Below are 20,219 nucleotides of genomic sequence, written 5' to 3'. Positions count from 1 at the left end.
GCAGCCTTTCCGGTAAATGGTGATCCGGCTCCGGCGTCGCAACATTCAGCAACGCTCAGGACTGGCCGAGTTGCCCGGCGATGGTATTCATGGCCTTGGCCAGATCGACGTCGCGCTGGGTGACGCCGTCGGCATCGTGGGTGGACAGCACCACCTCCACCGTCTTGTAAACATTGCGCCATTCCGGATGGTGGTCGCTCTTCTCGGCGACCACAGCGACCCGCGCCATGAAGCCGAAGGCCTCGTTGAAGTCCTTGAAGGTGAAGGTCCGGGCAATGGCGTCGCGCCCGGAGACCTCGCTCCAGCCCGACAGCTCCTTGAACGCCGCCTTGCGGGCCTCGGCCGAGAGTCGTTCCACCATGGCAACCTCCTGCTTCACTTGAACTTTACTGTAACGCCCGATGACACAGTTGGGATCCATGCCACAATAAGGCAGCAAATGCCGCGCATGCAGAACGGTAACCAAGCGTGCCGGTAACCATGCTGCCGGTGGAACGGCGCGTCGACCCGAAACTTTGCTACATTGTCGCTCGAACCCATTTGGCGCAGATGAATTTGAAGCGATTGTTTTCCAGATCCATGGCAGACGGTCCCGATGTTGTCGGGCCGGTGGGGCCGCCGTCGCCGCGGTCGATCCGGCGCAAGATGACGCTGATCACGCTGGCCGGGACTCTGGCGATCGTCGCGGCCGTGGCCGGCGCTTACTACTTCGCCATGAAGCCGGTGCCATTGCGGATCGCGGTCGGTCCGCCGAACAGCGACGACGTCAAGGTCGTGCAGGCGCTGGTACAGTCGTTCTCGCGCGATCATTACACAGTCCGTTTGCGGCCGATCCTGACCGAGGGCGCAACGGCCAGCGCCAAGGCTCTGGCTGACGGCAAGGCCGATCTCGCGATCATCCGCGGCGACCTGGAAGTGCCGAAGAATGCGCGCGCGGTCGCCACGCTGCGCAAGAACGTCGCCGTGATCTGGGTGCCGCCGGCCGCCAAGGGCAAGAAGTCCGGCCCGAAGATCACCAAATTCTCGCAGCTCGCCGGCCGCCGCGTCGGTGTGATCGGCAAGACGCAGGCCAACGTCAACCTGCTCAACATTATCCTGCGGCAATACGGCGTCGATCCCGCCAAGGTCACCATCGTGCAGTTCTCGACCACCGAAGTGGCCGAGGCGGTGAAGGACCAGAAGGTCGATGCGTTCATTGCGGCCGGTCCGGTGAACAGCAAGATCACCAATGATGCGATCCAGGCCTCGAGCCGCGATGGCACGCCGACTTTCCTCGCGATCGATTCGGCTGAAGCCATCGCGCAGAATTTCCCGATGTATGAATCATCGGAAATTCCTGCAGGCGCCTTCGGCGGCGCGCCGGCGCGGCCGGACGATGACGTCAAGACCATCAGCTTTTCGCATCACATCGTGGCACGGCAGAGCCTGTCGGATGTGACCATCGCCGCCTTCACGCGGCAGCTGTTTGCGATCCGTCAGCAGATCATCAACGACTTCCCGCTGGCGGCGAAGATCGAGACGCCCGATACCGACAAGGATGCGGTGATCCCCGTGCATCCCGGTGCGGCCGCCTATGTGGATGGCGAAGAAAAGACCTTCCTCGATCGCTACAGCGATTACATCTGGTGGAGCCTGATGGGGCTCTCGGCGATGGGCTCGATCGGCGCCTGGTTTGCGAGCTATCTGAAGAAGGACGAGCGCAACGTGAATGTGTCGGAGCGCGATCGCCTGCTCGACATGATTGCCGCCGCGCGCAAGAGCGAGTCCCTCGAAGAGCTCGATACGATGCAGGCGGAGGCCGACGATATTCTGCGTCATACCCTGAATTGCTACGAGCACGGCGCCATCGAGGAAGGCACGCTGACAGCCTTCAACATCGCGCTTGAGCAATTCCACAATGCCGTCGCCGATCGCAAGGCGCTGATCGGGATGATCCCGCCGGAGCCGATGAATCCGCCGGAGCAATTGCGCCAGCCGCCGCGGCCGCTCGCGGTCTAAAGCATGATCCCGAAAAGTGGATACCGGTTTTCGCCGACAAACGAGTTCGTTTGTCGAGAGATCATGCTCAAACAGAAACGCACTAGCGCTTGAGATAGCGCCAGCCGATCACGACGCCGCTCACCGAGACGGTGGTGCCGAGGATCGACAGCAGCCACACCACGATGTCCCAGGCCGGGCGATACATCAGCAGCAACTGAAAATCGAAACTGTGCAGCGCGTTGAACAGCCAGCGATAGGTGCGCCGGCTGCTATCGATGCGGCCGAGAATGTCGCCGGTGACCGGACTGATGTGAAACCAGGTTTGTGCGCCGTCATCGAATGTCGCGCGCAGCACCGGCAATTCGCGCTCATTGTGATGCGCGTACCAATAAGCGTCGTATTTCCAGAGGGTTAGCCGGCTTTCGATCAGCGAATCCGGCAGCAGCTTTGTTGCGGCATTCCAGAGGCGGTCTTGCGGCAGTCTTGCAATTTCGCCACTTGTTGGATCGATCACCGTCTTCGTGCCGTCGCGCTTCGCGACAATCATCAGCGGCATGCCGTCGAGCCACACGAAGCGGGCCTCGACCGCGCGCCTGTCAGCCGGTGCGCGAATGGCCGCAGCGATGTCAGGCGCGTCGTGGCCGGCATAGCGTTGCAATACCTCGCGTGGCGTATTGCGGTCGGCAAAAACGCGGCCGGGATCGAGCGATAGCCAGCCTGAGAACATCCAGGTCAGGACGAACAGACCGGCGATCAGTCCGGTGACGTGATGCCACGCCATCCAGCCGCGATAGGGCGTGATGTTGCCGTTCGCATAACGTCGCTTCAGGCGCACGCGCAGAATGCCGATCCAGATTCCGGTAACGCCGACGATCAAACAGATGCCGGAGATCCACAGCACCACGAGCCGCCACAGGGGGCCGTCCTTGCGCAACACGGTCGGATAGATCCAGTGCGGGATCGAACCGAGCCAGTTCCAGACGCGTTCGGTGCGGTTGGTATCAAGTACGATCTCGCCGGAACGCGAGGAGACGTAAAGCTTGGTGCCGGCATCGTCGCCGAGGGTGATCAGATACAACGGCCGCAGCGGATCGTAGCGTGCGGTGACGCTCCATTGGTCGCGATCGACGACTTCTTCGAGGCGAGGCAACCTGCTGGCGGGATGATGCCGCGTAACAGCAAGTGCCTGCTGTTCGTTGATCTCGGTAATGGCGCGACCATCGACGGCGGAGATAGTTTGCCGTTTGCCGTCCCATGAGCTCAGTCGATACACCGGCTCGTCGGCAACCATGTTCAATCGCAACTCGCGCGGATAGCGCGTCGCGCCGGCGGCCTTCATGGCTTTATCGGGAGAGAGTGCCACTTTGTCCCAGACGATATCGGGCAATGCCGCCAGCCGCTCCTTATCGGAGAGGCCGGGAAACGCGACATACATCATCACCACGCCCGAGATGAACCACATCGCGAAGAAGAGACAGGTGACGATACCGACCCAGCGGTGGCCGATATACAGCCACCGCCGGAGTGTGCGTGTCAGCTTGCGCGACAAGCTCAGAACTTCACGTTGACGGCGAGCTGGGCCGTGCGCGGCATGCCGAGCAGCCATTGGTTGTCGCTGTAGACCGACGTCGCGTAGACCTTGTCGAAGATATTCCAGACCCGCAGCGACACCGTCGTGTTTACATCCGGCTTCCATTGCATGCCGGCATTGACGACCGTGTAGCCCGGAACTTCCTGCGTGTTGGCACTGTCACCGAATGTCTTGCCGACGATCTGCACGCCGGCATTGGCCGACCAGTTTGGCGCAAAGGCCCAGGTCGCCCAGATATTGGAGACGTTCTGCGGTACGTTGATCGGCACATTGCCGGCATAATTCACCGCAACTCCGCCTGCCGACTGCACGAAGTCGTCATACTTCGCGCGCAGGAAAGCAGTGTTGGTGTCGATGCGCCAGCCATAATCGAGCACGAGGCCGAGCGACGCCTCGATGCCACGTGAGGATTGCTGGCCGACCTGCACGACCAGTGCAGGATTGTTCAGATCGCGCGCTAGTAGATTGTTCTTCACGATCTCATAGCCTGCGAGCGTCCACTCGCCGCGTCCGCCCCAGAAGGATTGTTTGACGCCGACCTCGACCTGCTTGCCCGTGGATAGTTCAAACTTGGCGTTCGCATTGCTCGCTGTGATCAATCCACCGACTGAATCCGCTGCGGTCGAATACTGTCCATAAAAAGCGAGGTTCTGTATCGGAGTAAAAACTGCGCCGGCGCGCCAGGATGTCGCGGAATAGTTCCTGCTGTAGCTGTTGGCGGGATTGACCAGATCGGTACGATTGACGGTCGGCTCGTCCTGACGAATGCCTGAGATCAGCGACAGTTGGTCGGTCACCGACAGCCGGTTCTCGGCGAACACTGCGTATTGGTTGGTGACGCTGGAGAAGCCCGGCCGGGTCGGATCCGGGCTGTTGAACAGCCCGGGATCGAGATTATACGGATTGACCGATGACGACCCGCCATAGGGCGAATTGTTTGTGTGCTTGAAGTCGATGTGGTTGACGTCGAAGCCGGCGACGAATTCGTTGGCCATGCCGAAGATGTGGCCGCGGAACGAAGCGTCCATCCGGTCACCGATCTGCTGCTGATCGTGCTTGATGATAATGTAGTCGCTGCGATCAACCAGGCCGGTGGCGGGATTGAACGTATAGACCTCAGCGTCCTTCCAGCGGCGCTGGCTGTTCAGATAATATAGCGTGTTGCGAATCGTGATGGCGTCCGTGACCTGCCATTCCGTCTTCACCTGATTCCAGCTGTCCTGATAGCGAATGCTGCTGTCGTTGACGTTGAAGTTCCTGAAACGCAGGGTTTCGTCGAGTTTGCCATTGATGAGCGGCGTGCCGAAATATTTTGACGGATGGCGGTCGCCATAGTCGGTGGAGAGCGTCCAGGTGATGTCCTCGGTCTGCTTGATCTGCACGGCGGCGTGCAGCGCGATGTTCGAGGTGTTGTCGCGATCGACCCAGCCATCGGACGCGTTGCCAGTGACGGCGATGCGATAGGCGACGTCCTTGCTGACCGGGCCGCCGCTATCGAGGGCGATACGGCGCGTCATGTTGCTGTCGAGCGAGATTTCGGCCTGGTTGCGTGGCACCCAGAGCGGCAATTTCGAAATCACGTTGATGGCGCCGCCGATGGCGCCCTCGCCATACATGACGGAGGCCGGGCCGCGCAGCACTTCGATCTTCTCGGCGGTCCAGGTGTCGAAGGGGAAGTTCACCGTGCCGGAGCCGACATAGAGGCGCGTGCCGTCAGAGAGCGAAGTGACGGAGCCACTGCCGGCGAAGCCGCGCGTGCTGAAAGCGATGCCGCCGTTGCCGGGCTCGCCAATGGCCGTGAAGCCGGTGGCATTCTGCGTGACGGCATCGACCACGTTCTGCTGGCCGCGTTCAGCCATCGTCTCGGCCGAGATCACCTCGACGCTGGCGGGCGTCTGCAGGCGCGTCAGGCCAAGACGGCTGCCGGTCGATGTGGTGCCGGTGAGGTTGAGTGTCGGCGCCGCGAAGACAGGGCCTGTCGGCGTGGCGACCGGTGCGCCGGTATTGGCGGCAGTGTTGCGCTGCTGACGTGAGCGCGCGGCGCGTGTCGCATTGCCTGATGTGGCGCGGCGCGCGCGCGTCGGCGTTGCCGTCGGTTGCACCACCACAGGATCGAGCGTCTGGCTCGGCCGCGCGGCTTGCGACCAGCTTTCGGCGGGCCAGAACAGGCAAGTAAGGGCGACGGAGGACAAGAGAGTATTGCATCGCTTGGATGCGAAAACGACGGAGGTCATGAACAAGGACTCGCGGTTACGTGGCACGTCACCGCAAACCAAGTCTCGCCGCCGCTTTTCAAAGAGGCAGTGTGACTTCCACCAGGACACCCCGCCCAATGTGCTCGCGTGTGACCACGACTGGCGGCAGGTCTCCTGGCTCGCGGGTCAATGCCTGTCGCCGCCTTCCCAGGTGAACACCCAGTGGCTCTTGGCTTAGGCTCGCCGCTTACAGTTGCGGGGGCAGCCACGGAATCGGGGGATCCCCCTCACCGCATTCCCTTTTGATCCCCGAAGGGAACCGTCGCCTTCACGTTAAGGTGAAATTTCCAAATGTGTCAATCAAGTCGCTAGTCATTCGCAACTTGCAGCGATGGGTGTTGATATTGCGCATCACCTGTCATCGCAGCGTCAAGCGTTCTGCCTAGAGCCACGGGTGCCAGAGCCAGGATCAGGAGTTCGCCATGGCACTACGTTTATCCCGTCGTCGCTTCCTCGCGCACACAGCCGCAGCAGGCGCAAGCTTTCTCGCCATGCCCTCTCTCAGCCGCGCCGCCGATCGCCCGGTAGTGTCACATGGCGTGCAGTCCGGTGATGTCGGGATCAACAGCGGCATGATCTGGTCGCGTGCAGACCGGCCGGCGCAGATGATGGTGGAAGTCGCCACCACGGAATCCTTCAGCAATGCGCGCATGTTACCTGTCGTAACCGCGCTGCCCGAAACCGATTTCACGGCGAAGCTGCTGCTCGACAATCTGCCGGCCGGGCAGGACATCTTCTACCGCGTCAAATTCCGCGATCTCTCGCATACCGAGATCGTCGGCGAGCCCGTGACCGGCCGCTTCCGCACGGCGCCGGCGGATCGCCGCGATGTGTCCTTTGTCTGGGGCGGCGATGTCGCCGGACAGGGCTGGGGCATCAATGCCGAGGATGGCGGCATGGTCACCTTCGCCACCATGCGCAAGCATAATCCGGATTTCCTGATCCATTCCGGCGATACCATCTACGCCGATGGTCCGATCCTGTCTGAAGCAAAACTGCCGGATGGCACGATCTGGAAGAACACCATCACGGTGCCGGAGAAGGCGAAGGTCGCCGAAACGCTCGATGAATTCCGCGCTGCGCACAAATACAATCTGCTCGACGACAATGTTCGCGCCTTCAATGCGCAGGTGCCGATCTTCGGCCAGTGGGACGATCACGAGGTCACCAACAACTGGTCGCTCTCGAAGCAGTTGCCGGCGTCCTACAAGGAGCGCGACATCACGCTGCTGGCCGCGCGCGGTGCGCGTGCCTTTCATGAGATGTATCCGATCTCGGTCAACCCGACCGAACCCGGACGCGTCTATCGCACGCTGAATTACGGCCCGCATCTCGATGTCTTCATGCTGGACGAGCGCAGCTATCGCGGCCCCAACGGTTCTAACCTGCAGGACATCTATGGTCCCGATGCGTATTTCATCGGCCCGGAGCAGATGGCCTGGCTGAAGCGCGCATTGATGGCGTCAAAGGCAACCTGGAAGGTCATCGCCTCCGATATGCCGATCGGCATCGTCGTCGAGAATGATGCGGTCAATCACACGGGATCGGAAGCGATCGCGCAGGGCGACGGTCCGGCCCGCGGTCGCGAGCTGGAAATCGCCGACATCCTGCGCTTCATCAAATCGGCCGGTATCCGCAACACGGTCTGGCTGACCGCCGATGTGCATTACACGGCCGCGCATTATTACAATCCCGACAAGGCCCAGTTCCAGGATTTCGAGCCGTTCTGGGAGTTCGTTTCCGGGCCGTTTCATGCCGGTACTTTTGGTCCCGGGGCGATGGACAATACCTTCGGTCCCGAGGTGCGTTTCGTGAAGGCGCCGGGGCCCGGCAAGCAGAATTTGCCCCCATCGGCCGGGATGCAGTTCTTCGGCCACGTCAAAATCGACGGTTCGAGCGGCCAAATGACCGTTACGCTCCGGGATCGGGCCGATGTGGCCCTTTGGGCCACCGTTCTGGACCCGAAATTGGGCTAACCTTTTGGCAGATTCGCATTGTTTTTCGGCGATTTCCCCCTATATTGCGCCGCAACGCGTCCGAGTACCCGGCCCCTTCTGGCCGGGTTTGCTTTTGGAGGGATTGCCCCAGCGCGTTTTCAGACGAGGCAGTTATCGAACGCGCTCGAGCGCAAGGCCCAACTCTAATTGATCTGGCCTTTTGTCGAGCCTGTCTTGTTGAACCCGCTCAAGGGCACCCAGACCGTAACCAGAAGAAGACCTATGAACCTTCGCAACATTGCTATCATCGCCCACGTTGACCACGGCAAAACCACTCTCGTGGACAAGCTGCTGCAGCAGTCGGGCACGTATCGCGACAATCAGCGCGTCCAGGAACGCGCGATGGATTCGAACGACATCGAAAAAGAGCGCGGCATCACCATTCTCGCCAAGTGCACCTCGGTGCTGTGGGACGAGGTCCAGATCAACATCGTCGACACCCCGGGCCATGCCGACTTCGGCGGCGAAGTCGAACGCATCCTGTCGATGGTCGATGGCGTGATCGTGCTCGTCGACGCTGCTGAAGGCCCGATGCCGCAGACCAAGTTCGTGGTCGGCAAGGCGCTGAAGCTCGGCCTCAAGCCGATCGTCGCCATCAACAAGGTCGACCGTCAGGACGCCCGCATCACCGAAGTCGTCAACGAAGTGTTCGACCTGTTCGCAGCGCTCGACGCCACCGACGATCAGCTCGACTTCCCGATTCTCTATGGTTCAGGCCGCAACGGCTGGATGGCCGACAGCCCGGACGCGTCGCATGACGTCGGCATGAAGCCGCTGTTCGATCTCGTCATCAAGCATGTCGCGCCGCCGGTGGTTGAAGAGGGTGCGTTCCGCATGCTCGGCACGATCCTGGAAGCCAACCCCTATCTCGGCCGTATCATCACCGGCCGCATCTCGGCGGGCTCGGTGAAGCCGAACCAGGCGGTCAAGGTGCTGTCGCGTGACGGCAAGGTTGTCGAAACCGGCCGTATCACCAAGATCCTGGCCTTCCGCGGCCTCGAGCGCCAGCCGGTCGAACTCGCCGAAGCCGGTGACATCGTTGCCATCGCCGGCCTGCCGAAGGGCACTGTCGCCGATACCTTCTGCGATCCGTCGGTTGAAATTCCAATCCAGGCGCAGCCGATCGATCCGCCGACCGTGTCGATGTCCTTCATCGTCAACAACTCGCCGCTCGCCGGCACCGAAGGCGACAAGGTCACCAGCCGCCTGATCCGCGACCGCCTGCTGCGCGAAGCCGAAGGCAATGTCGCGCTCAAGGTCGTCGAATCCGCCGACCGTGACGCGATGGAAGTGTCGGGCCGCGGCGAATTGCAGCTCGCGATCCTGATCGAGAACATGCGCCGCGAAGGCTTCGAACTGTCGGTGTCGCGTCCGCGCGTGGTTCTCACCAAGGACGAGAACGGCAACACGCTCGAGCCGATCGAAGAAGTCGTCATCGACGTCGATGAGGAGTTCTCCGGCGTGGTCGTTCAGAAGATGAGCGAACGCAAGGCCGAGATGATCGAGATGCGTCCGTCGGGCGGCAACCGCCTGCGTCTGGTGTTCTACGCGCCGACCCGCGGCCTGATCGGCTATCAGGGCGAACTCATGACCGATACCAAGGGTACCGCGATCATGAACCGCCTGTTCCACGACTACCTGCCCTATAAGGGCGAGATCGCCGGCCGCCGTAATGGCGTGCTGATCTCGAACGATGCTGGCGAAGCGGTGGCTTATGCCATGTTCAAGCTGGAAGATCGCGGCCCGATGATGATCGAGCCGGGCTGGAAGGTCTACAAGGGCATGATCATCGGCGAGCACACCCGCGAGAACGATCTCGAACTCAACGTTCTCAAGGGCAAGCAGCTCTCCAACATCCGCACCACGTCGAAGGACGAAGCCGTCCGCCTGACGCCGCCGATCCGCATGACGCTGGAAAAGGCGCTGGCCTATATCGAGAGCGACGAGCTGGTCGAGATCACCCCGAAGTCGATCCGCCTGCGCAAGAAGCATCTCGATGCCAACGACCGCAAGCGCGCCGAAAAAACCAAGGAAGCGATCGCGTAAGCGAGAGCATTCTTTGGCGAGTTACGAAATGCCCGGCGAAAGCCGGGCATTTTTGTTTGGTGCGAACTACCAGCACCGGCCCTCATGGTGAGGAGGCGCACTTGCGCCGTCTCGAACCATGAGCTGATTGGTCTCTGCGCCTGCAGTCATCCTTCGAGACGCGGCGAAGACGCCGCTCCTCAGGATGAGGACGGAGGGCTGGATTTAGGAGGCTTTCGGCGCCCCCTGTTGTTTCAACGGATCCGCCTTCGTAAACGCCTCCATCGCCTCGCAAGTGGCGACGATGCGATCGATGGTCGGGATGCCTGCAATCTCGATCTTCAGCACCTTCATGGTTGCAGTGATGCTGAGCAGGCAGATATCGGCGATGGTCACCTCGTCGCCATGACAGAAGCGGCCGGTGGCGGGCTCGCTGGCGAGGCGTTTTTCCACGGCGGCGAGGCCTGTGGTGAACCAGTGCACCAGCCAGGCCCGGACTGCCGCATCGTCAAAGCCGGCGGTAATGGCGAGATATTTGCGCACACGCGGCGTAATGAGCGGATGGGTGTCGGCGGCCAGCATCGCGGCGATCGAACGCACCCGGGCGCGGCCGTGTGGATCGCTCGGCAGCAGCGGCGGGGTCGGATGGATCTCGTCGAGGAATTCCAGGATCGCCAGCGACTGGGTCAGCGGCAGGTGGCCGGGCTCGATCAGGGCCGGAATCGCGCCGAGCGGATTGATCTTGAGGAACGCGTCGCCGCGCTGCTCGCCCTTGTCTAAGTCGATCACGCGCTCGTGCGCCGCCAATCCCTTCAGATTGAGCGCCACGCGGACGCGATAGGTCGCGGACGTCCGCCAGAAGCCGTAGAGTTCGAAATCGTGTGGGGCTGTCATGCATTGTCTCCGAGGGCCGCGGTGGCTTGAATAATTCAAGCAAGCCTTTATCCCGTTGTCACCCGTTTCCCATCCGCTGTGAATACCGACGCGATGACCAGACTGCCTTCCGAAGTCGATGTCGCCATCATCGGAGCCGGCGCTGCCGGCCTCGGCGCCGCGCGTATGCTGGAAGGTTCCGGGCTCTCTGTGATCGTGCTGGAAGCGCGCGACCGGATCGGTGGCCGCGCCCACACGATCATGGCGGCCCCCGGCATTCCCTTCGACCTGGGCTGTGAATGGCTGCACTCCGCCGACAGGAACGATTTCGTCGGCATCGCGAAGGATCTCGGCTTCGCCGTCGACAAGTCGCGCCCGCCGTGGCGCGATCAGGCCTATGACGCCGCCTTCTCAAAGGCGAAGCGCGATGAGTTCTTCGCCGCGATCGACGCGTTCTATGAGCGCGCTGAGGAGGCCGCGGAAAACGAGATCGACGCGCCGGCCGCGACGTGCCTTGAGCCCGGCAATCCATGGAATCCGATGATCGATGCGATCTCCACCTATATCAACGGCTTCGAGCTCAAGGATGTGTCGCTGCACGACATGGATGCCTATGAGGACACTGACACCAACTGGCGCCTGCCCGATGGCTATGGCGCGCTGGTTGCGGCTTATGGCGCGCCGTGTCCGGTGGCGCTGAATACCGAAGTCACTGTTATCGATCATTCCGGTGCGCGCATCCGCATCGAGACGTCGCGCGGCACGCTTAGCGCGGCGAAAGTCATCGTCTGCGTGCCGACCAATCTCATCGCCAATGAAAATATCCGCTTCACGCCGCCGTTGCGCAGCAAGGTCGAGGCCGCCGTGGGCCTGCCGCTCGGCGCCGACAACAAGGTAATGCTTGCGCTCGCCGATGCCGAGAAGTGGCCGTCGGATATCGGGTTGCGCGGCGCCGCCCTGCGCACGGGTGTCGGCAGTTTTCACCTGCGCCCGTCCGGTCGCCCCTGCATCGCCGGCTTCTTCGGCGGAAGTTTCGCACGCGAGCTGGAAGACGCCGGCGACGGCGCACTCGCTGCGCAGAGCATCGACGAGATCGTGGCGCTACTCGGTTCGGATATCCGCAGCAAGCTCACGCCGCTCGCGGAAACCCGCTGGTGCCACGACCGCTTCGCGCAGGGCGCCTATTCGGCGGCGAAACCCGGCCATGCCGAAGCGCGCGCCGTGCTAGCTGTGCCCGTGGATGGCAGGTTGTTCTTCGCCGGCGAAGCGACGTCGCCGAACTTCTTCTCGACAGCCCATGGAGCGCGGGAGAGCGGCGAGAGGGCGGCGAAGGAAGTGATGGGGATTCAGTAGCTGCGTATTGACAGAACATACAGTGAACAATTAGGGTTTCTGGGACAAATCAGTGACAACTTTGTCAAATTACGTCCCGCCGAAGGTGTCCTATGTCCCGCCCGTACCACTCTGTCGAATTCGAGAATCTTCGTCTGAAAACAGGGCTCTCGCGAGAGGAAACCGCGGAACTGACCGGTCTGAACGTCCGTACTATTATCCGTTACGAGACGGGTGAATCGCGAGCGTCCCCGCCAGCAATCAAATTGCTTCAGGAGCACCTGGCCAAATCGCGCGAGCAGAAGCCTGCCAGGGCCGCATTCCGGTTTATCGATCTCTTTGCTGGAATCGGCGGACTTCGGGTTGGCTTCGATGCCATCGGCGGCAAATGCGTCTTTACGTCCGAATGGGACAAGTACAGCCAGGCGACGTATCGGGAGTTCGCCGCTTACTCAATCACCCGTGCCCGCATCCCCGCGTCCGGCACGATACAAGCCTCAGCCTTCCCGAAAATCCGATAGCGGTTCGTTGCAATCAGGCTATAGACGGGATTGCGCAACGCCTTCGGCATAGCGAACAGCACGCGCACCCATTGCCAGCCGGGCAGGGTCGACAGCACCGTCAGCGCCGCATCTGATCTGACGTAAGCCACGCCGCCATGGATCACGGCGTTGGTGTCGGGATCGGCAGGGTCGATGCCGAAATGGCGGGCGAGGCGGCTGCCATAGTCGGACTGGATCGGGGTGAAGCGAAAGCGATGATCTGTGTCGCGCTTGGCGACGAACTGGATCCAGCGCGAGCAGAAGATACAGACGCCGTCATAGAGGATGACGTCGTCATCGGGCCAAGGCTCGGTCACTGCGGTGTGCACTCCAGTTGCGCGGGCTTGCGCGTCATCGCTTCCTCGCCGTGATTGCCTTCAACGTCTTGTCCAGCGCGGCACCATAGATGTCGTCACCGCTGTCGCTTTCCGCAAGCCAGTGGCCTTCGCTTCGGAAGTCCGGCAGTTCGCGGACATCGACCTTGGCACCGCCCTTGCCAAATGCATCGGCGAGCTGGCGCGAGAAGGCCGGCGAAAAATAGCTGTCATTGCGGGCGACGAGCCAGATCACGGGCACATGCGCCGTCTGTCCGAAGGTCGCGGCAGCGGCGATCAGGCGCTGCGGCGCGCAGACGTCGTTCGGCCTGTCATTGGCATGGCCGCCGCGCCCGGGCGCAAAGGCGACGACTGCTGTCACGCCCGGCGGATTGGCGCCCGCCAACGCTAGTGCGCCCCAGCCGCCCGCGGAATGGCCGACGACGATCGTGCCGTCGTGGCGTATGAACGGTTGCTTGCGGATGTCGCTCATCGCCACAGCGATACTATCCGCCGTGGCGCGGCCGGCGCGCAGATAGTCGGCATCGTCGCAGCCGCCCTGGTCTTCCAGATAGCGCCCGCCGGTCGCGCCATGGCCCGGGCGTTCAGGGACCAGCACGGCGTAGCCGCGCCTGACGAACCAGGAGGCGAGTGCGCGATACTCCAGTTGCGGCATCTGCGCGCGGCGCAACGCGTTCTGCGTGGTGGCGTGTGCGATGATCGCGAGCGGAAACGGACCGTTGCCCGGCGGGCGAAACAGCACGGCGCGGGAACTGGTATTTGGATCGGGCGACGGCACCGACCAGAGCTGCCGGCGATGCGGCGCTTCTTCCGGGCCCTGCGCGCCTGATGTCTGGGCCGCGGCGGTAGCGGCGCTTCCGAGCAATGCAGTCAGCAGGCAAAGCGCTTGGACGTGTTTCATGAGCGCTCAGGGACTTTCGTGCGGACGCGATGCCTGTCGCACTCTACACGCCGCGAATCACATCGGTGCAGTTGTGCACGTTGAGGCGCGTGTGCAACTGCGACATGACTCGCGCGATGCGTGCCAGCAGTGGAAAACATGGCGCTCGGCGCGCATGGGATGCAGCTCTGTCCTTTTTCGATACAACTCTTTCGGTAAACTGATGCTGAAAATCCACACGTTAACCGATAATTAACGATGGACCTTGAAGAGCGCCCGCCGACTTGCTTTGATCCCCTCCATGAGCACAACCCTGATCGAGGTTCGGCCGGCCAAAGCTGCGGATGCAGCCGCGGTGGCGTCCACCCATGACGAAGCCTGGCGCGCGGCCTATCAAGGCCTCATCCCGGGCCCCGAATTGGAAAAGCTGATCAATCGCCGCGGTCCCGGCTGGTGGGATTCGGCGATCCGCAAGGGCAGCCGCGTCAGCGTTTTGTGCTTCGGTGACAAGGTCGCCGGCTATGCCAATTACGGTCGCAACCGCGCCCGCAGCCTGCAGTTCGAAGGCGAGATCTACGAACTTTACCTGCGTCCGGAATTCCAGGGTCTCGGCTTCGGCCGCCGGCTGTTCGCCTCCGCCAAGCGCGACCTCGTGCAGAGCGGGCTGAAGAGCATGGTGATCTGGGCGCTGTCGGACAATGAGGGCGCGACGGAGTTCTACCGCGCTCTGGGCGGCCGCATGGTGGCCCGCTCCTCGGAGCGTTTCGGCGCAAAATCGCTCGATAAAGTGGCATTCGCCTGGACGAATTAAGCCATTAAGCCGGTTCATGATTTTCTGGTCTCGCAGGCGTTGAATCCGGGCTCCCGCTCGGCTACGCCTGTCGCAACCTGTCCTATGAAATCTGGAGTGTTTGATGCGTCTTGACGCAATCCCGCTCGGCGCCAAGGCGCCGCATGAAGTGAACGTCGTCATCGAGGTCCAGGTGGGCGGCGAGCCTATCAAATACGAGATGGACAAGGAATCCGGCGCACTGTTCGTCGATCGGTTCCTTTACACGCCGATGCGCTATCCCGGGAACTACGGCTTCATCCCGCACACGCTGTCCGGCGATGGCGATCCCTGCGACGTGTTGATCGCCAACACCCGCGCCATCGTGCCGGGCGCCGTGATGAGCTGCCGCCCGGTCGGCGTGCTGCTGATGGAAGACGAAGCCGGCCTCGACGAGAAGATCATCGCGGTGCCGACCTCGAAGTTGACCCAGCGCTACGACAAGGTGAAGAACTACAGCGATCTGCCCGAGATCACGCTGCAGCAGATCCAGCATTTCTTCGAGCACTACAAGGATCTCGAGCCCGGCAAGTGGGTCAAGGTGGTGCGCTGGGGCGATGCCGCCGACGCGCAGCGCCTGATCCTCGAAGGGATCGAGCGCGCCAAATCTGCAAAAGAATCGGCTGCCAAGACCAAGTAACAGAGACCGGCGTAGCAGAAGGGGACTTCCGATGCGCCGATGGATCAAACTGTTCCGAACGGCCGCGCTGATCGTCATCGCGGCCGTTCTGCTGCTTGCAGGCATTGTTCTCGTCAAGACATTCAGCGGGGGATCGCGGCAGCTTCAGGTGACCGCAGCGGCAAAGGCGCCGGTCGATGAGCAGGCAGCGGCACTGAGACTAGCGGAAGCGATCCGCTTTCCGACCATCTCCAGTTTTCTCAATCCCGATCAGGCGGCCGAGCCGCTGCGCGCGATGCAGGCGCATCTGGTGGCGAGCTTCCCGGCGTTCCATGCCGCGGCGAAGCGCGAACTCGTCGGCAATTACAGTCTGCTCTACACGTGGGAAGGCAGCGATCCCGCTTTGAAGCCGATCGCGCTGCTGGCGCATCAGGACGTCGTGCCTGTCGCACCGGGCACCGAGAAGGACTGGCAGCAGCCGCCATTCAAGGGCGTCGTCGCCGACGGTTTCATCTGGGGCCGCGGTTCGTGGGACGACAAGGGCAACCTGTATTCAATCCTTGAAGCGGCCGAAGCCATGGCGAAAGCAGGCTTCAAGCCGAAGCGCACGATCTATTTCGCTTTCGGCCATGACGAGGAAGTCTCCGGCACGCGCGGCGCCAAGGCGATTGCAGCGCTGCTGACGTCGCGCGGCGTCAAGCTCGACTTCGTGCTCGATGAAGGCTTGCTGATCACCGAGGGCATCCTCAAGGGGCTGGACAGACCGATGGCGCTGATCGGCGTGGCCGAGAAGGGCTATGCCACATTGGTGTTGACCGCCCACGGGACGCCTGGTCACTCGTCGATGCCGCCGCGCGAAACCGCCATCGGCATGATGAGTGCGGCGCTGACTCAGCTTGAAAACAAGCGGTTGCCGATGCAGATCCGCGGCACCGTCGGCGAGATGTTCGACACCATCGCGCCGGAGATGAGCGGCTTCAACCGCGTGGTGCTGTCAAATCTCTGGCTGTTCAAGCCGCTATTGCTGCGCGAATTTGAGAAGAGCGGTCCGACCGAGGCGACGGTGCGCACGACCACGGCGCTGACGATCTTCAAGGCCGGCGAGCAGGACAATGTGCTGCCGGGCAATGCCGAGGCCACGGTGAATTTCCGGCTGTTGCCTGGCGATACCCAGGCCAGCGTCACCGAGCATGTGCGCAGCGCGGTCAGCAACGACAGGATTTCCATCGCGCCGTTTCCCGGCAATACCGATCCGCCGCCCGTAACCGGCACAGCCAGCACGTCCTATCGCGCGCTCAACCAGACCATTCGCGAGATCTTCCCGGATGCACTGGTGGCGCCGGGCCTGATGGTGGCGGCAACGGATTCGCGGCACTACACGGATGTCACCGACAACATCTTCCGCTTCTCGCCGGTGCGCGCGACGTCGGAAGACCTCAAGCGCTTCCACGGCACCAACGAACGACTGAGCGTCGCGAATTACGCGGATATGATCAGGTTCTATCGACGGCTGATCGAGAATACGGCGAACTAAACCGCCGGCGCTGCGAGCTTGTGAATCGCACATGCCGCACGCAGCGTGTTGACGAGCAGGCACGCTACGGTCATCTGGCCGACGCCGCCGGGGACCGGGGTGATCGCGCCGGCGGTCTTCAACGCTTCCTGATAGGCGACGTCGCCGACGAGGCGCGTCTTGCCTTCGGCACCGGGCAGCCGATTGATGCCGACATCGATCACGGTCGCGCCGGGCTTGATCCAGTCGCCGCGCACCATTTCAGGGCGGCCGACGGCGGCATAGACCAGATCGGCCTGTGCGCAGAGCTTGGCGAGATCGCGCGACTTCGAATGTGCGATGGTCACGGTGGCGTTTTCATTGAGCAACAATTGCACCAGCGGTCGACCGACCAGATTTGAGCGGCCGATCACGATGGCATTCATGCCTTCGAGCGACTTGTGGACGCTCTTGGTCAGGATGATGCAGCCGAGCGGCGTGCAGGGCGAGAGCGCGGGCATGCCACTGGCGAGACGTCCAGCATTGGTCGGGTGGAGGCCATCGACGTCCTTGGCGGGATCGATGGCGTTGACGACAGCGTCGGTATCCAGCCCCTTCGGCAGCGGCAGCTGCACGAGAATGCCGTGCACGGTGGGATCTGTGTTCAGCTTCTGCACCAGCGCGATCAGATCGGCCTGCGCGACATCAGCCGGCAGCTTGTGCTCGAAGGAGGCCATGCCGGCTTCCTGGGTCTGCTTGTGCTTGCTGCGCACATAGACCTCGCTGGCGGGATCGCTGCCGACCAGCACCACGGCAAGGCCGGGCGTCACGCCATGTTCGCTCTTCACGCGCGCGACTTCGGCGGCGACGCGGCCACGCAATTCAGCGGCAATGATCTTTCCATCGATGATGCTGGCGGTCATGTGTCGCTCCTGTCGTCTGTGTCGTCGGGCATTGTTGCAGTGATACTGCGCAGCATGGTGCCCAGTTTCGCCGGGTCGCCGTCGACCGCGATCTGTTTGACGCGCGATGTGGTGCCGGACAGCACGCGTACATCGCGCTTGGGCACGCCAAGCCGCTTGGCGAGCAGTTCGGTCACGGCGCGGTTGGCTTCGCCGCCCTCGGCGATGGCGCGAACCCGCACCTTCACCACCGAGCGGCCATTGGCCATGGTCTCGATTCCGTCAATGTCGTCGCGTCCGCCGCGTGGCATCACGCGCACGGCGATGCTGACACCGTCAGTCGCGTAGCGCCAGGGATCTGCCACGAACCCGGCGGCCGATCAGAAGACGCTGGGATAGATGTAGTAGGTGATCACCCGCTGCAGGAACATGATGATCAGGATCAGGATGATCGGCGAGATATCAAGACCGCCGAGGCTCGGCAACATCCTGCGGATCGGGGCCAGCACCGGCTCGGTGATCCGGAACAGGAATTCGGCGATCGCGGAGACGAACTGGTTGCGGGTATTGACCACGTTGAAGGCGATCAGCCAGGACAGGATCGCCGAGGCGATCAGCAGCCAGACATAGAGATCGAGAATGATCAGCACGATATCGAGAACGGCGCGCATGGCGGGGATGGCTCGCGGGTTAGGTCGCGGATTCGACTGTCCGCTAAATATCGGTTCAGCCCCCCTCTAACAAGGGAAGTTCCGGGCGAAAAGTGCCGGAAAACCGCGCTTTTGTGACGTTCTTGACTTGCCGTTAACAGGGATTGTAAATGGCGCCGATTGCTGGCCGGCCGTTCGCGGCCGGTACGTATCGGGGCCATAGCTCAGCTGGGAGAGCGCGTCGTTCGCAATGACGAGGTCGGCGGTTCGATCCCGCCTGGCTCCACCACGCTTCGCCTGCGGCTACGCGTGGTGTCCGGCGAAGCCCAAAGGGCGAAGACGGACTGAAACTCCAAAATTTAAACTTACACCGCCACACGCCGAACGACGGCGCTCGTTTCCGTCACACCCGCCTCAACTGCAACCTTGCCACCGCCCCCGCGATGAAGCCGCGCGGAAAAAGCCGCAGTAGTAGCGGCACGATCTTGATGCCGAGGCCGGGGAAAACCGTGCGTTTGTTGGCCATCAGGCCCTGATAACCCAGCAGGGCGACGTCAGCGGCCGAGACATTGAGGATCGCCGAGTCGAGGCCCGGCGTGAACCCGGCGCGCGCCTGGAATTCCGACGGCACCGGACCGGGGCACAATGCGGTGACGCGCACGCCCTTTGAGCCGAGCTCCTGACGCAGTGCTTCGGTGAAGGACAGCACATACGCCTTGCTGGCGTAGTACACGGCCATTCCGGGACCCGGCAGAAAACCCGCGATCGAGCTGAGATTGAGAATGCCGCCCTTGTTGCGGATCAGGCTGTCGGAAAAGCGCAACGACAGATCCGTCAGCGCGCGAATATTAACCTCGAGCATGCCGAGCTGTCGGTCGCGGTCCATCTCGATGGCGCGGCCGAACATGCCGAAGCCGGCATTGTTGACCACATACTCAACTTCGACATCGGCAGCAGCGAGTGCGGCGGCGATCTGGTCGCAGGCGTCGCGCTGTTCGAGATCGCAGGGAATGATGATGGGCGCAGCACCGCCCGCAGCAGTGATTTCAGCGGCCAGCGCATTCAGACGCTCGGCACGGCGTGCAACCAGAGCGACGCGATGCTTGTTCGCAGCGAAGATGCGCGCGAACTCGGCGCCAATTCCGGCCGAGGCTCCGGTTATCAACGTCACGCGCTCAGTCACAATAAGGTACTCTTGAAATACGTGAGGACGATTTGCATGCATCTACAGGCGTAATAGGGATACCCGTGATGTGCAAGTCGGAATGACCACCGGAATACCGCAGGCCTTCAGTTCCCGAATGCGTAGGAGTGGCATGAATTATCGGGGGCCGCGCATTAAACTTTGGTTATGCGTCGTAGTACTGTCATTTTCCGGTCAGGCTGCGCCTGCTCAGACAGTTGTATCCGTTGTGGCTGTACCGCCCGCAACGCGTCGCTTGAGCTCCATGCGGTCACGTGATGAAACTGCGAGCAGGTCGGCTGCGCGCCAGACCACATTTTCCTCGAATTCACTGACGCGGCCGTCAGCATAGACCAGCTGCCACATCATCTCGACGAGACGGACACGACCGGGCTCGTCGACCACGCGCATGATGACGCTTGTAAAGTGATAGAGATCGACGGCCTCGCCTTCGACGAGGGTGGCAGCCGAGATGAGCCTGTCAGCCGTGCCGGGATCGAGCTCGAAACGCGACTCGATCAGGCTGTGCAACTTGGCTCTCTCGATAGCTGAGGGCTCACCGTCGAGCGAGATGACGTGAAGCATCAGTGCCGTGGCGGCGAGGCGGAAACCGGTATCGTCGAATGCCTGATTTTCGTGCGCATCGGAGGACACCACGTCGGCAATGAATTGGCGCAGTTTTTCGAGCATTATTCCTTGAACCAGATGATCGAGCGGGCTGCCATGCGGCGAAA

Annotated in this window: 19 protein-coding genes, 1 tRNA gene and 1 riboswitch; of the genes, 9 read left to right on the top strand and 11 right to left on the bottom strand. The window is 62.1% G+C overall.

Annotated features, from left to right (window positions below; translation table 11 throughout):
* Nucleotides 1-55 precede the first annotated feature (55 nt).
* Nucleotides 56-421, bottom strand: coding sequence for a 4a-hydroxytetrahydrobiopterin dehydratase (locus A4A58_RS26610; protein WP_081422080.1), 366 nt, complete (start codon nt 419-421; stop codon nt 56-58).
* Nucleotides 422-579: 158 nt separating this feature from the next.
* Here A4A58_RS26610 and A4A58_RS26605 point away from each other — a divergent pair, with 158 nt between their 5' ends.
* Entirely contained in the window at nt 580-1,998 is a 1,419-nt protein-coding gene (locus A4A58_RS26605; RefSeq protein ID WP_068737863.1) for a TAXI family TRAP transporter solute-binding subunit, read from the top strand.
* Nucleotides 1,999-2,080: 82 nt separating this feature from the next.
* On the opposite strand, the gene A4A58_RS26600 is transcribed toward A4A58_RS26605, so the two are convergent.
* Both A4A58_RS26600 and A4A58_RS26595 read right to left on the bottom strand, forming a co-directional pair.
* Nucleotides 2,081-3,529: a PepSY domain-containing protein gene (locus tag A4A58_RS26600; RefSeq protein WP_068737861.1), complete on the bottom strand. Its 1,449-nt coding sequence runs from the start codon at nt 3,527-3,529 to the stop codon at nt 2,081-2,083.
* A gap of 2 nt (nt 3,530-3,531) precedes the next feature.
* Nucleotides 3,532-5,805 (bottom strand): TonB-dependent siderophore receptor, encoded by a 2,274-nt coding sequence (locus tag A4A58_RS26595; protein WP_068738020.1) that lies wholly within the window; start codon nt 5,803-5,805, stop codon nt 3,532-3,534.
* A gap of 108 nt (nt 5,806-5,913) precedes the next feature.
* Nucleotides 5,914-6,105, bottom strand: a riboswitch (cobalamin riboswitch).
* Nucleotides 6,106-6,248: 143 nt separating this feature from the next.
* Here A4A58_RS26595 and A4A58_RS26590 point away from each other — a divergent pair.
* Both A4A58_RS26590 and typA read left to right on the top strand, forming a co-directional pair.
* Entirely contained in the window at nt 6,249-7,802 is a 1,554-nt protein-coding gene (locus tag A4A58_RS26590; RefSeq protein WP_068737859.1) for an alkaline phosphatase D family protein, read from the top strand.
* Nucleotides 7,803-8,045: 243 nt separating this feature from the next.
* Complete coding sequence (typA, locus tag A4A58_RS26585; protein WP_068737857.1) at nt 8,046-9,869, top strand: translational GTPase TypA; 1,824 nt, start codon at nt 8,046-8,048, stop codon at nt 9,867-9,869.
* Nucleotides 9,870-10,073: 204 nt separating this feature from the next.
* Here the strand turns inward: typA and maiA are convergent, their stop codons facing one another.
* Entirely contained in the window at nt 10,074-10,742 is a 669-nt protein-coding gene (gene maiA / locus A4A58_RS26580; RefSeq protein WP_068737855.1) for a maleylacetoacetate isomerase, read from the bottom strand.
* Nucleotides 10,743-10,835: 93 nt separating this feature from the next.
* Between maiA and A4A58_RS26575 the strand changes: the two genes are divergently transcribed.
* Nucleotides 10,836-12,074 (top strand): flavin monoamine oxidase family protein, encoded by a 1,239-nt coding sequence (locus A4A58_RS26575; RefSeq protein WP_068738018.1) that lies wholly within the window; start codon nt 10,836-10,838, stop codon nt 12,072-12,074.
* Between the two features lie 92 nt (nt 12,075-12,166).
* The gene (locus A4A58_RS31765) at nt 12,167-12,574 is read left to right on the top strand and encodes a helix-turn-helix domain-containing protein (protein WP_081422078.1); all 408 of its coding nucleotides are present in this window, start codon (nt 12,167-12,169) and stop codon (nt 12,572-12,574) included.
* Here the strand turns inward: A4A58_RS31765 and A4A58_RS26570 are convergent.
* Both A4A58_RS26570 and A4A58_RS26565 read right to left on the bottom strand, forming a co-directional pair.
* Nucleotides 12,502-12,912: a thiol-disulfide oxidoreductase DCC family protein gene (locus tag A4A58_RS26570; protein WP_068738016.1), complete on the bottom strand. Its 411-nt coding sequence runs from the start codon at nt 12,910-12,912 to the stop codon at nt 12,502-12,504. The genes A4A58_RS31765 and A4A58_RS26570 overlap by 73 nt on opposite strands.
* Before the next feature lie 34 nt (nt 12,913-12,946).
* The gene (locus tag A4A58_RS26565) at nt 12,947-13,831 is read right to left on the bottom strand and encodes an alpha/beta hydrolase family protein (RefSeq protein WP_068737853.1); all 885 of its coding nucleotides are present in this window, start codon (nt 13,829-13,831) and stop codon (nt 12,947-12,949) included.
* A 280-nt stretch (nt 13,832-14,111) separates the two neighbouring features.
* On the opposite strand from A4A58_RS26565, the gene A4A58_RS26560 reads away from it, so the two are divergent.
* The 3 genes from A4A58_RS26560 (at nt 14,112) to A4A58_RS26550 (ending at nt 16,792) form a co-directional block, all read left to right on the top strand.
* Complete coding sequence (locus A4A58_RS26560) at nt 14,112-14,621, top strand: GNAT family N-acetyltransferase (RefSeq protein WP_068737851.1); 510 nt, start codon at nt 14,112-14,114, stop codon at nt 14,619-14,621.
* Nucleotides 14,622-14,724: 103 nt separating this feature from the next.
* Nucleotides 14,725-15,279, top strand: coding sequence for an inorganic diphosphatase (ppa, locus tag A4A58_RS26555; RefSeq protein WP_068737849.1), 555 nt, complete (start codon nt 14,725-14,727; stop codon nt 15,277-15,279).
* A gap of 31 nt (nt 15,280-15,310) precedes the next feature.
* Nucleotides 15,311-16,792 (top strand): M20 family peptidase, encoded by a 1,482-nt coding sequence (locus A4A58_RS26550; RefSeq protein ID WP_068737847.1) that lies wholly within the window; start codon nt 15,311-15,313, stop codon nt 16,790-16,792.
* Here the strand turns inward: A4A58_RS26550 and folD are convergent.
* Genes folD through A4A58_RS26535 form a run of 3 tightly spaced genes read right to left on the bottom strand, consistent with a single transcriptional unit; the run spans nt 16,789 to nt 18,323 of the window.
* Nucleotides 16,789-17,673 carry a bifunctional methylenetetrahydrofolate dehydrogenase/methenyltetrahydrofolate cyclohydrolase FolD gene (folD, locus tag A4A58_RS26545; RefSeq protein WP_068737845.1) on the bottom strand — a complete coding sequence of 295 codons (885 nt, stop codon included), beginning with the start codon at nt 17,671-17,673 and terminating at the stop codon, nt 16,789-16,791. The two genes, A4A58_RS26550 and folD, sit on opposite strands and share 4 nt — an antisense overlap.
* Nucleotides 17,670-18,017, bottom strand: coding sequence for a DUF167 domain-containing protein (locus A4A58_RS26540; protein ID WP_068737843.1), 348 nt, complete (start codon nt 18,015-18,017; stop codon nt 17,670-17,672). The genes folD and A4A58_RS26540 overlap by 4 nt, the downstream gene beginning before the upstream one ends.
* A 15-nt stretch (nt 18,018-18,032) precedes the next feature.
* Entirely contained in the window at nt 18,033-18,323 is a 291-nt protein-coding gene (locus A4A58_RS26535) for a YggT family protein (RefSeq protein WP_068737841.1), read from the bottom strand.
* Nucleotides 18,324-18,515: 192 nt separating this feature from the next.
* Between A4A58_RS26535 and A4A58_RS26530 the strand changes: the two genes are divergently transcribed.
* Nucleotides 18,516-18,591: transfer RNA gene (locus tag A4A58_RS26530), tRNA-Ala, on the top strand.
* Between the two features lie 114 nt (nt 18,592-18,705).
* Here the strand turns inward: A4A58_RS26530 and A4A58_RS26525 are convergent.
* On the bottom strand, nt 18,706-19,485 hold the full coding sequence (locus A4A58_RS26525) for an SDR family NAD(P)-dependent oxidoreductase (RefSeq protein WP_068737839.1): 780 nt from the start codon (nt 19,483-19,485) through the stop codon (nt 18,706-18,708).
* Nucleotides 19,486-19,695: 210 nt separating this feature from the next.
* Nucleotides 19,696-20,175: a TerB family tellurite resistance protein gene (locus tag A4A58_RS26520; RefSeq protein WP_068737837.1), complete on the bottom strand. Its 480-nt coding sequence runs from the start codon at nt 20,173-20,175 to the stop codon at nt 19,696-19,698.
* Nucleotides 20,176-20,219 lie beyond the last annotated feature (44 nt).

The organism is Tardiphaga robiniae (genome assembly GCF_001618955.1).
Taxonomy (GTDB): Bacteria; Pseudomonadota; Alphaproteobacteria; order Rhizobiales; family Xanthobacteraceae; genus Tardiphaga; species Tardiphaga robiniae_A.
The sequence above is the reverse complement of the archived record's forward strand: the minus strand, read 5'-3'. Positions and strand labels throughout refer to the sequence as shown.

Coding starts and splice junctions, on each gene's coding strand:
- A4A58_RS31765 (WP_081422078.1), top strand. CDS start 12,167: ATGTCCCGCCCGTACCACTCTGTCGAATTCGAGAATCTTCGTCTGAAA.
- A4A58_RS26610 (WP_081422080.1), bottom strand. CDS start 421: ATGGATCCCAACTGTGTCATCGGGCGTTACAGTAAAGTTCAAGTGAAG.
- A4A58_RS26535 (WP_068737841.1), bottom strand. CDS start 18,323: ATGCGCGCCGTTCTCGATATCGTGCTGATCATTCTCGATCTCTATGTC.
- typA (WP_068737857.1), top strand. CDS start 8,046: ATGAACCTTCGCAACATTGCTATCATCGCCCACGTTGACCACGGCAAA.
- A4A58_RS26550 (WP_068737847.1), top strand. CDS start 15,311: ATGCGCCGATGGATCAAACTGTTCCGAACGGCCGCGCTGATCGTCATC.
- maiA (WP_068737855.1), bottom strand. CDS start 10,742: ATGACAGCCCCACACGATTTCGAACTCTACGGCTTCTGGCGGACGTCC.
- A4A58_RS26575 (WP_068738018.1), top strand. CDS start 10,836: ATGACCAGACTGCCTTCCGAAGTCGATGTCGCCATCATCGGAGCCGGC.
- ppa (WP_068737849.1), top strand. CDS start 14,725: ATGCGTCTTGACGCAATCCCGCTCGGCGCCAAGGCGCCGCATGAAGTG.
- A4A58_RS26605 (WP_068737863.1), top strand. CDS start 580: ATGGCAGACGGTCCCGATGTTGTCGGGCCGGTGGGGCCGCCGTCGCCG.
- A4A58_RS26595 (WP_068738020.1), bottom strand. CDS start 5,805: ATGACCTCCGTCGTTTTCGCATCCAAGCGATGCAATACTCTCTTGTCC.
- A4A58_RS26520 (WP_068737837.1), bottom strand. CDS start 20,175: ATGCTCGAAAAACTGCGCCAATTCATTGCCGACGTGGTGTCCTCCGAT.
- A4A58_RS26590 (WP_068737859.1), top strand. CDS start 6,249: ATGGCACTACGTTTATCCCGTCGTCGCTTCCTCGCGCACACAGCCGCA.
- A4A58_RS26565 (WP_068737853.1), bottom strand. CDS start 13,831: ATGAAACACGTCCAAGCGCTTTGCCTGCTGACTGCATTGCTCGGAAGC.
- A4A58_RS26560 (WP_068737851.1), top strand. CDS start 14,112: ATGAGCACAACCCTGATCGAGGTTCGGCCGGCCAAAGCTGCGGATGCA.
- folD (WP_068737845.1), bottom strand. CDS start 17,673: ATGACCGCCAGCATCATCGATGGAAAGATCATTGCCGCTGAATTGCGT.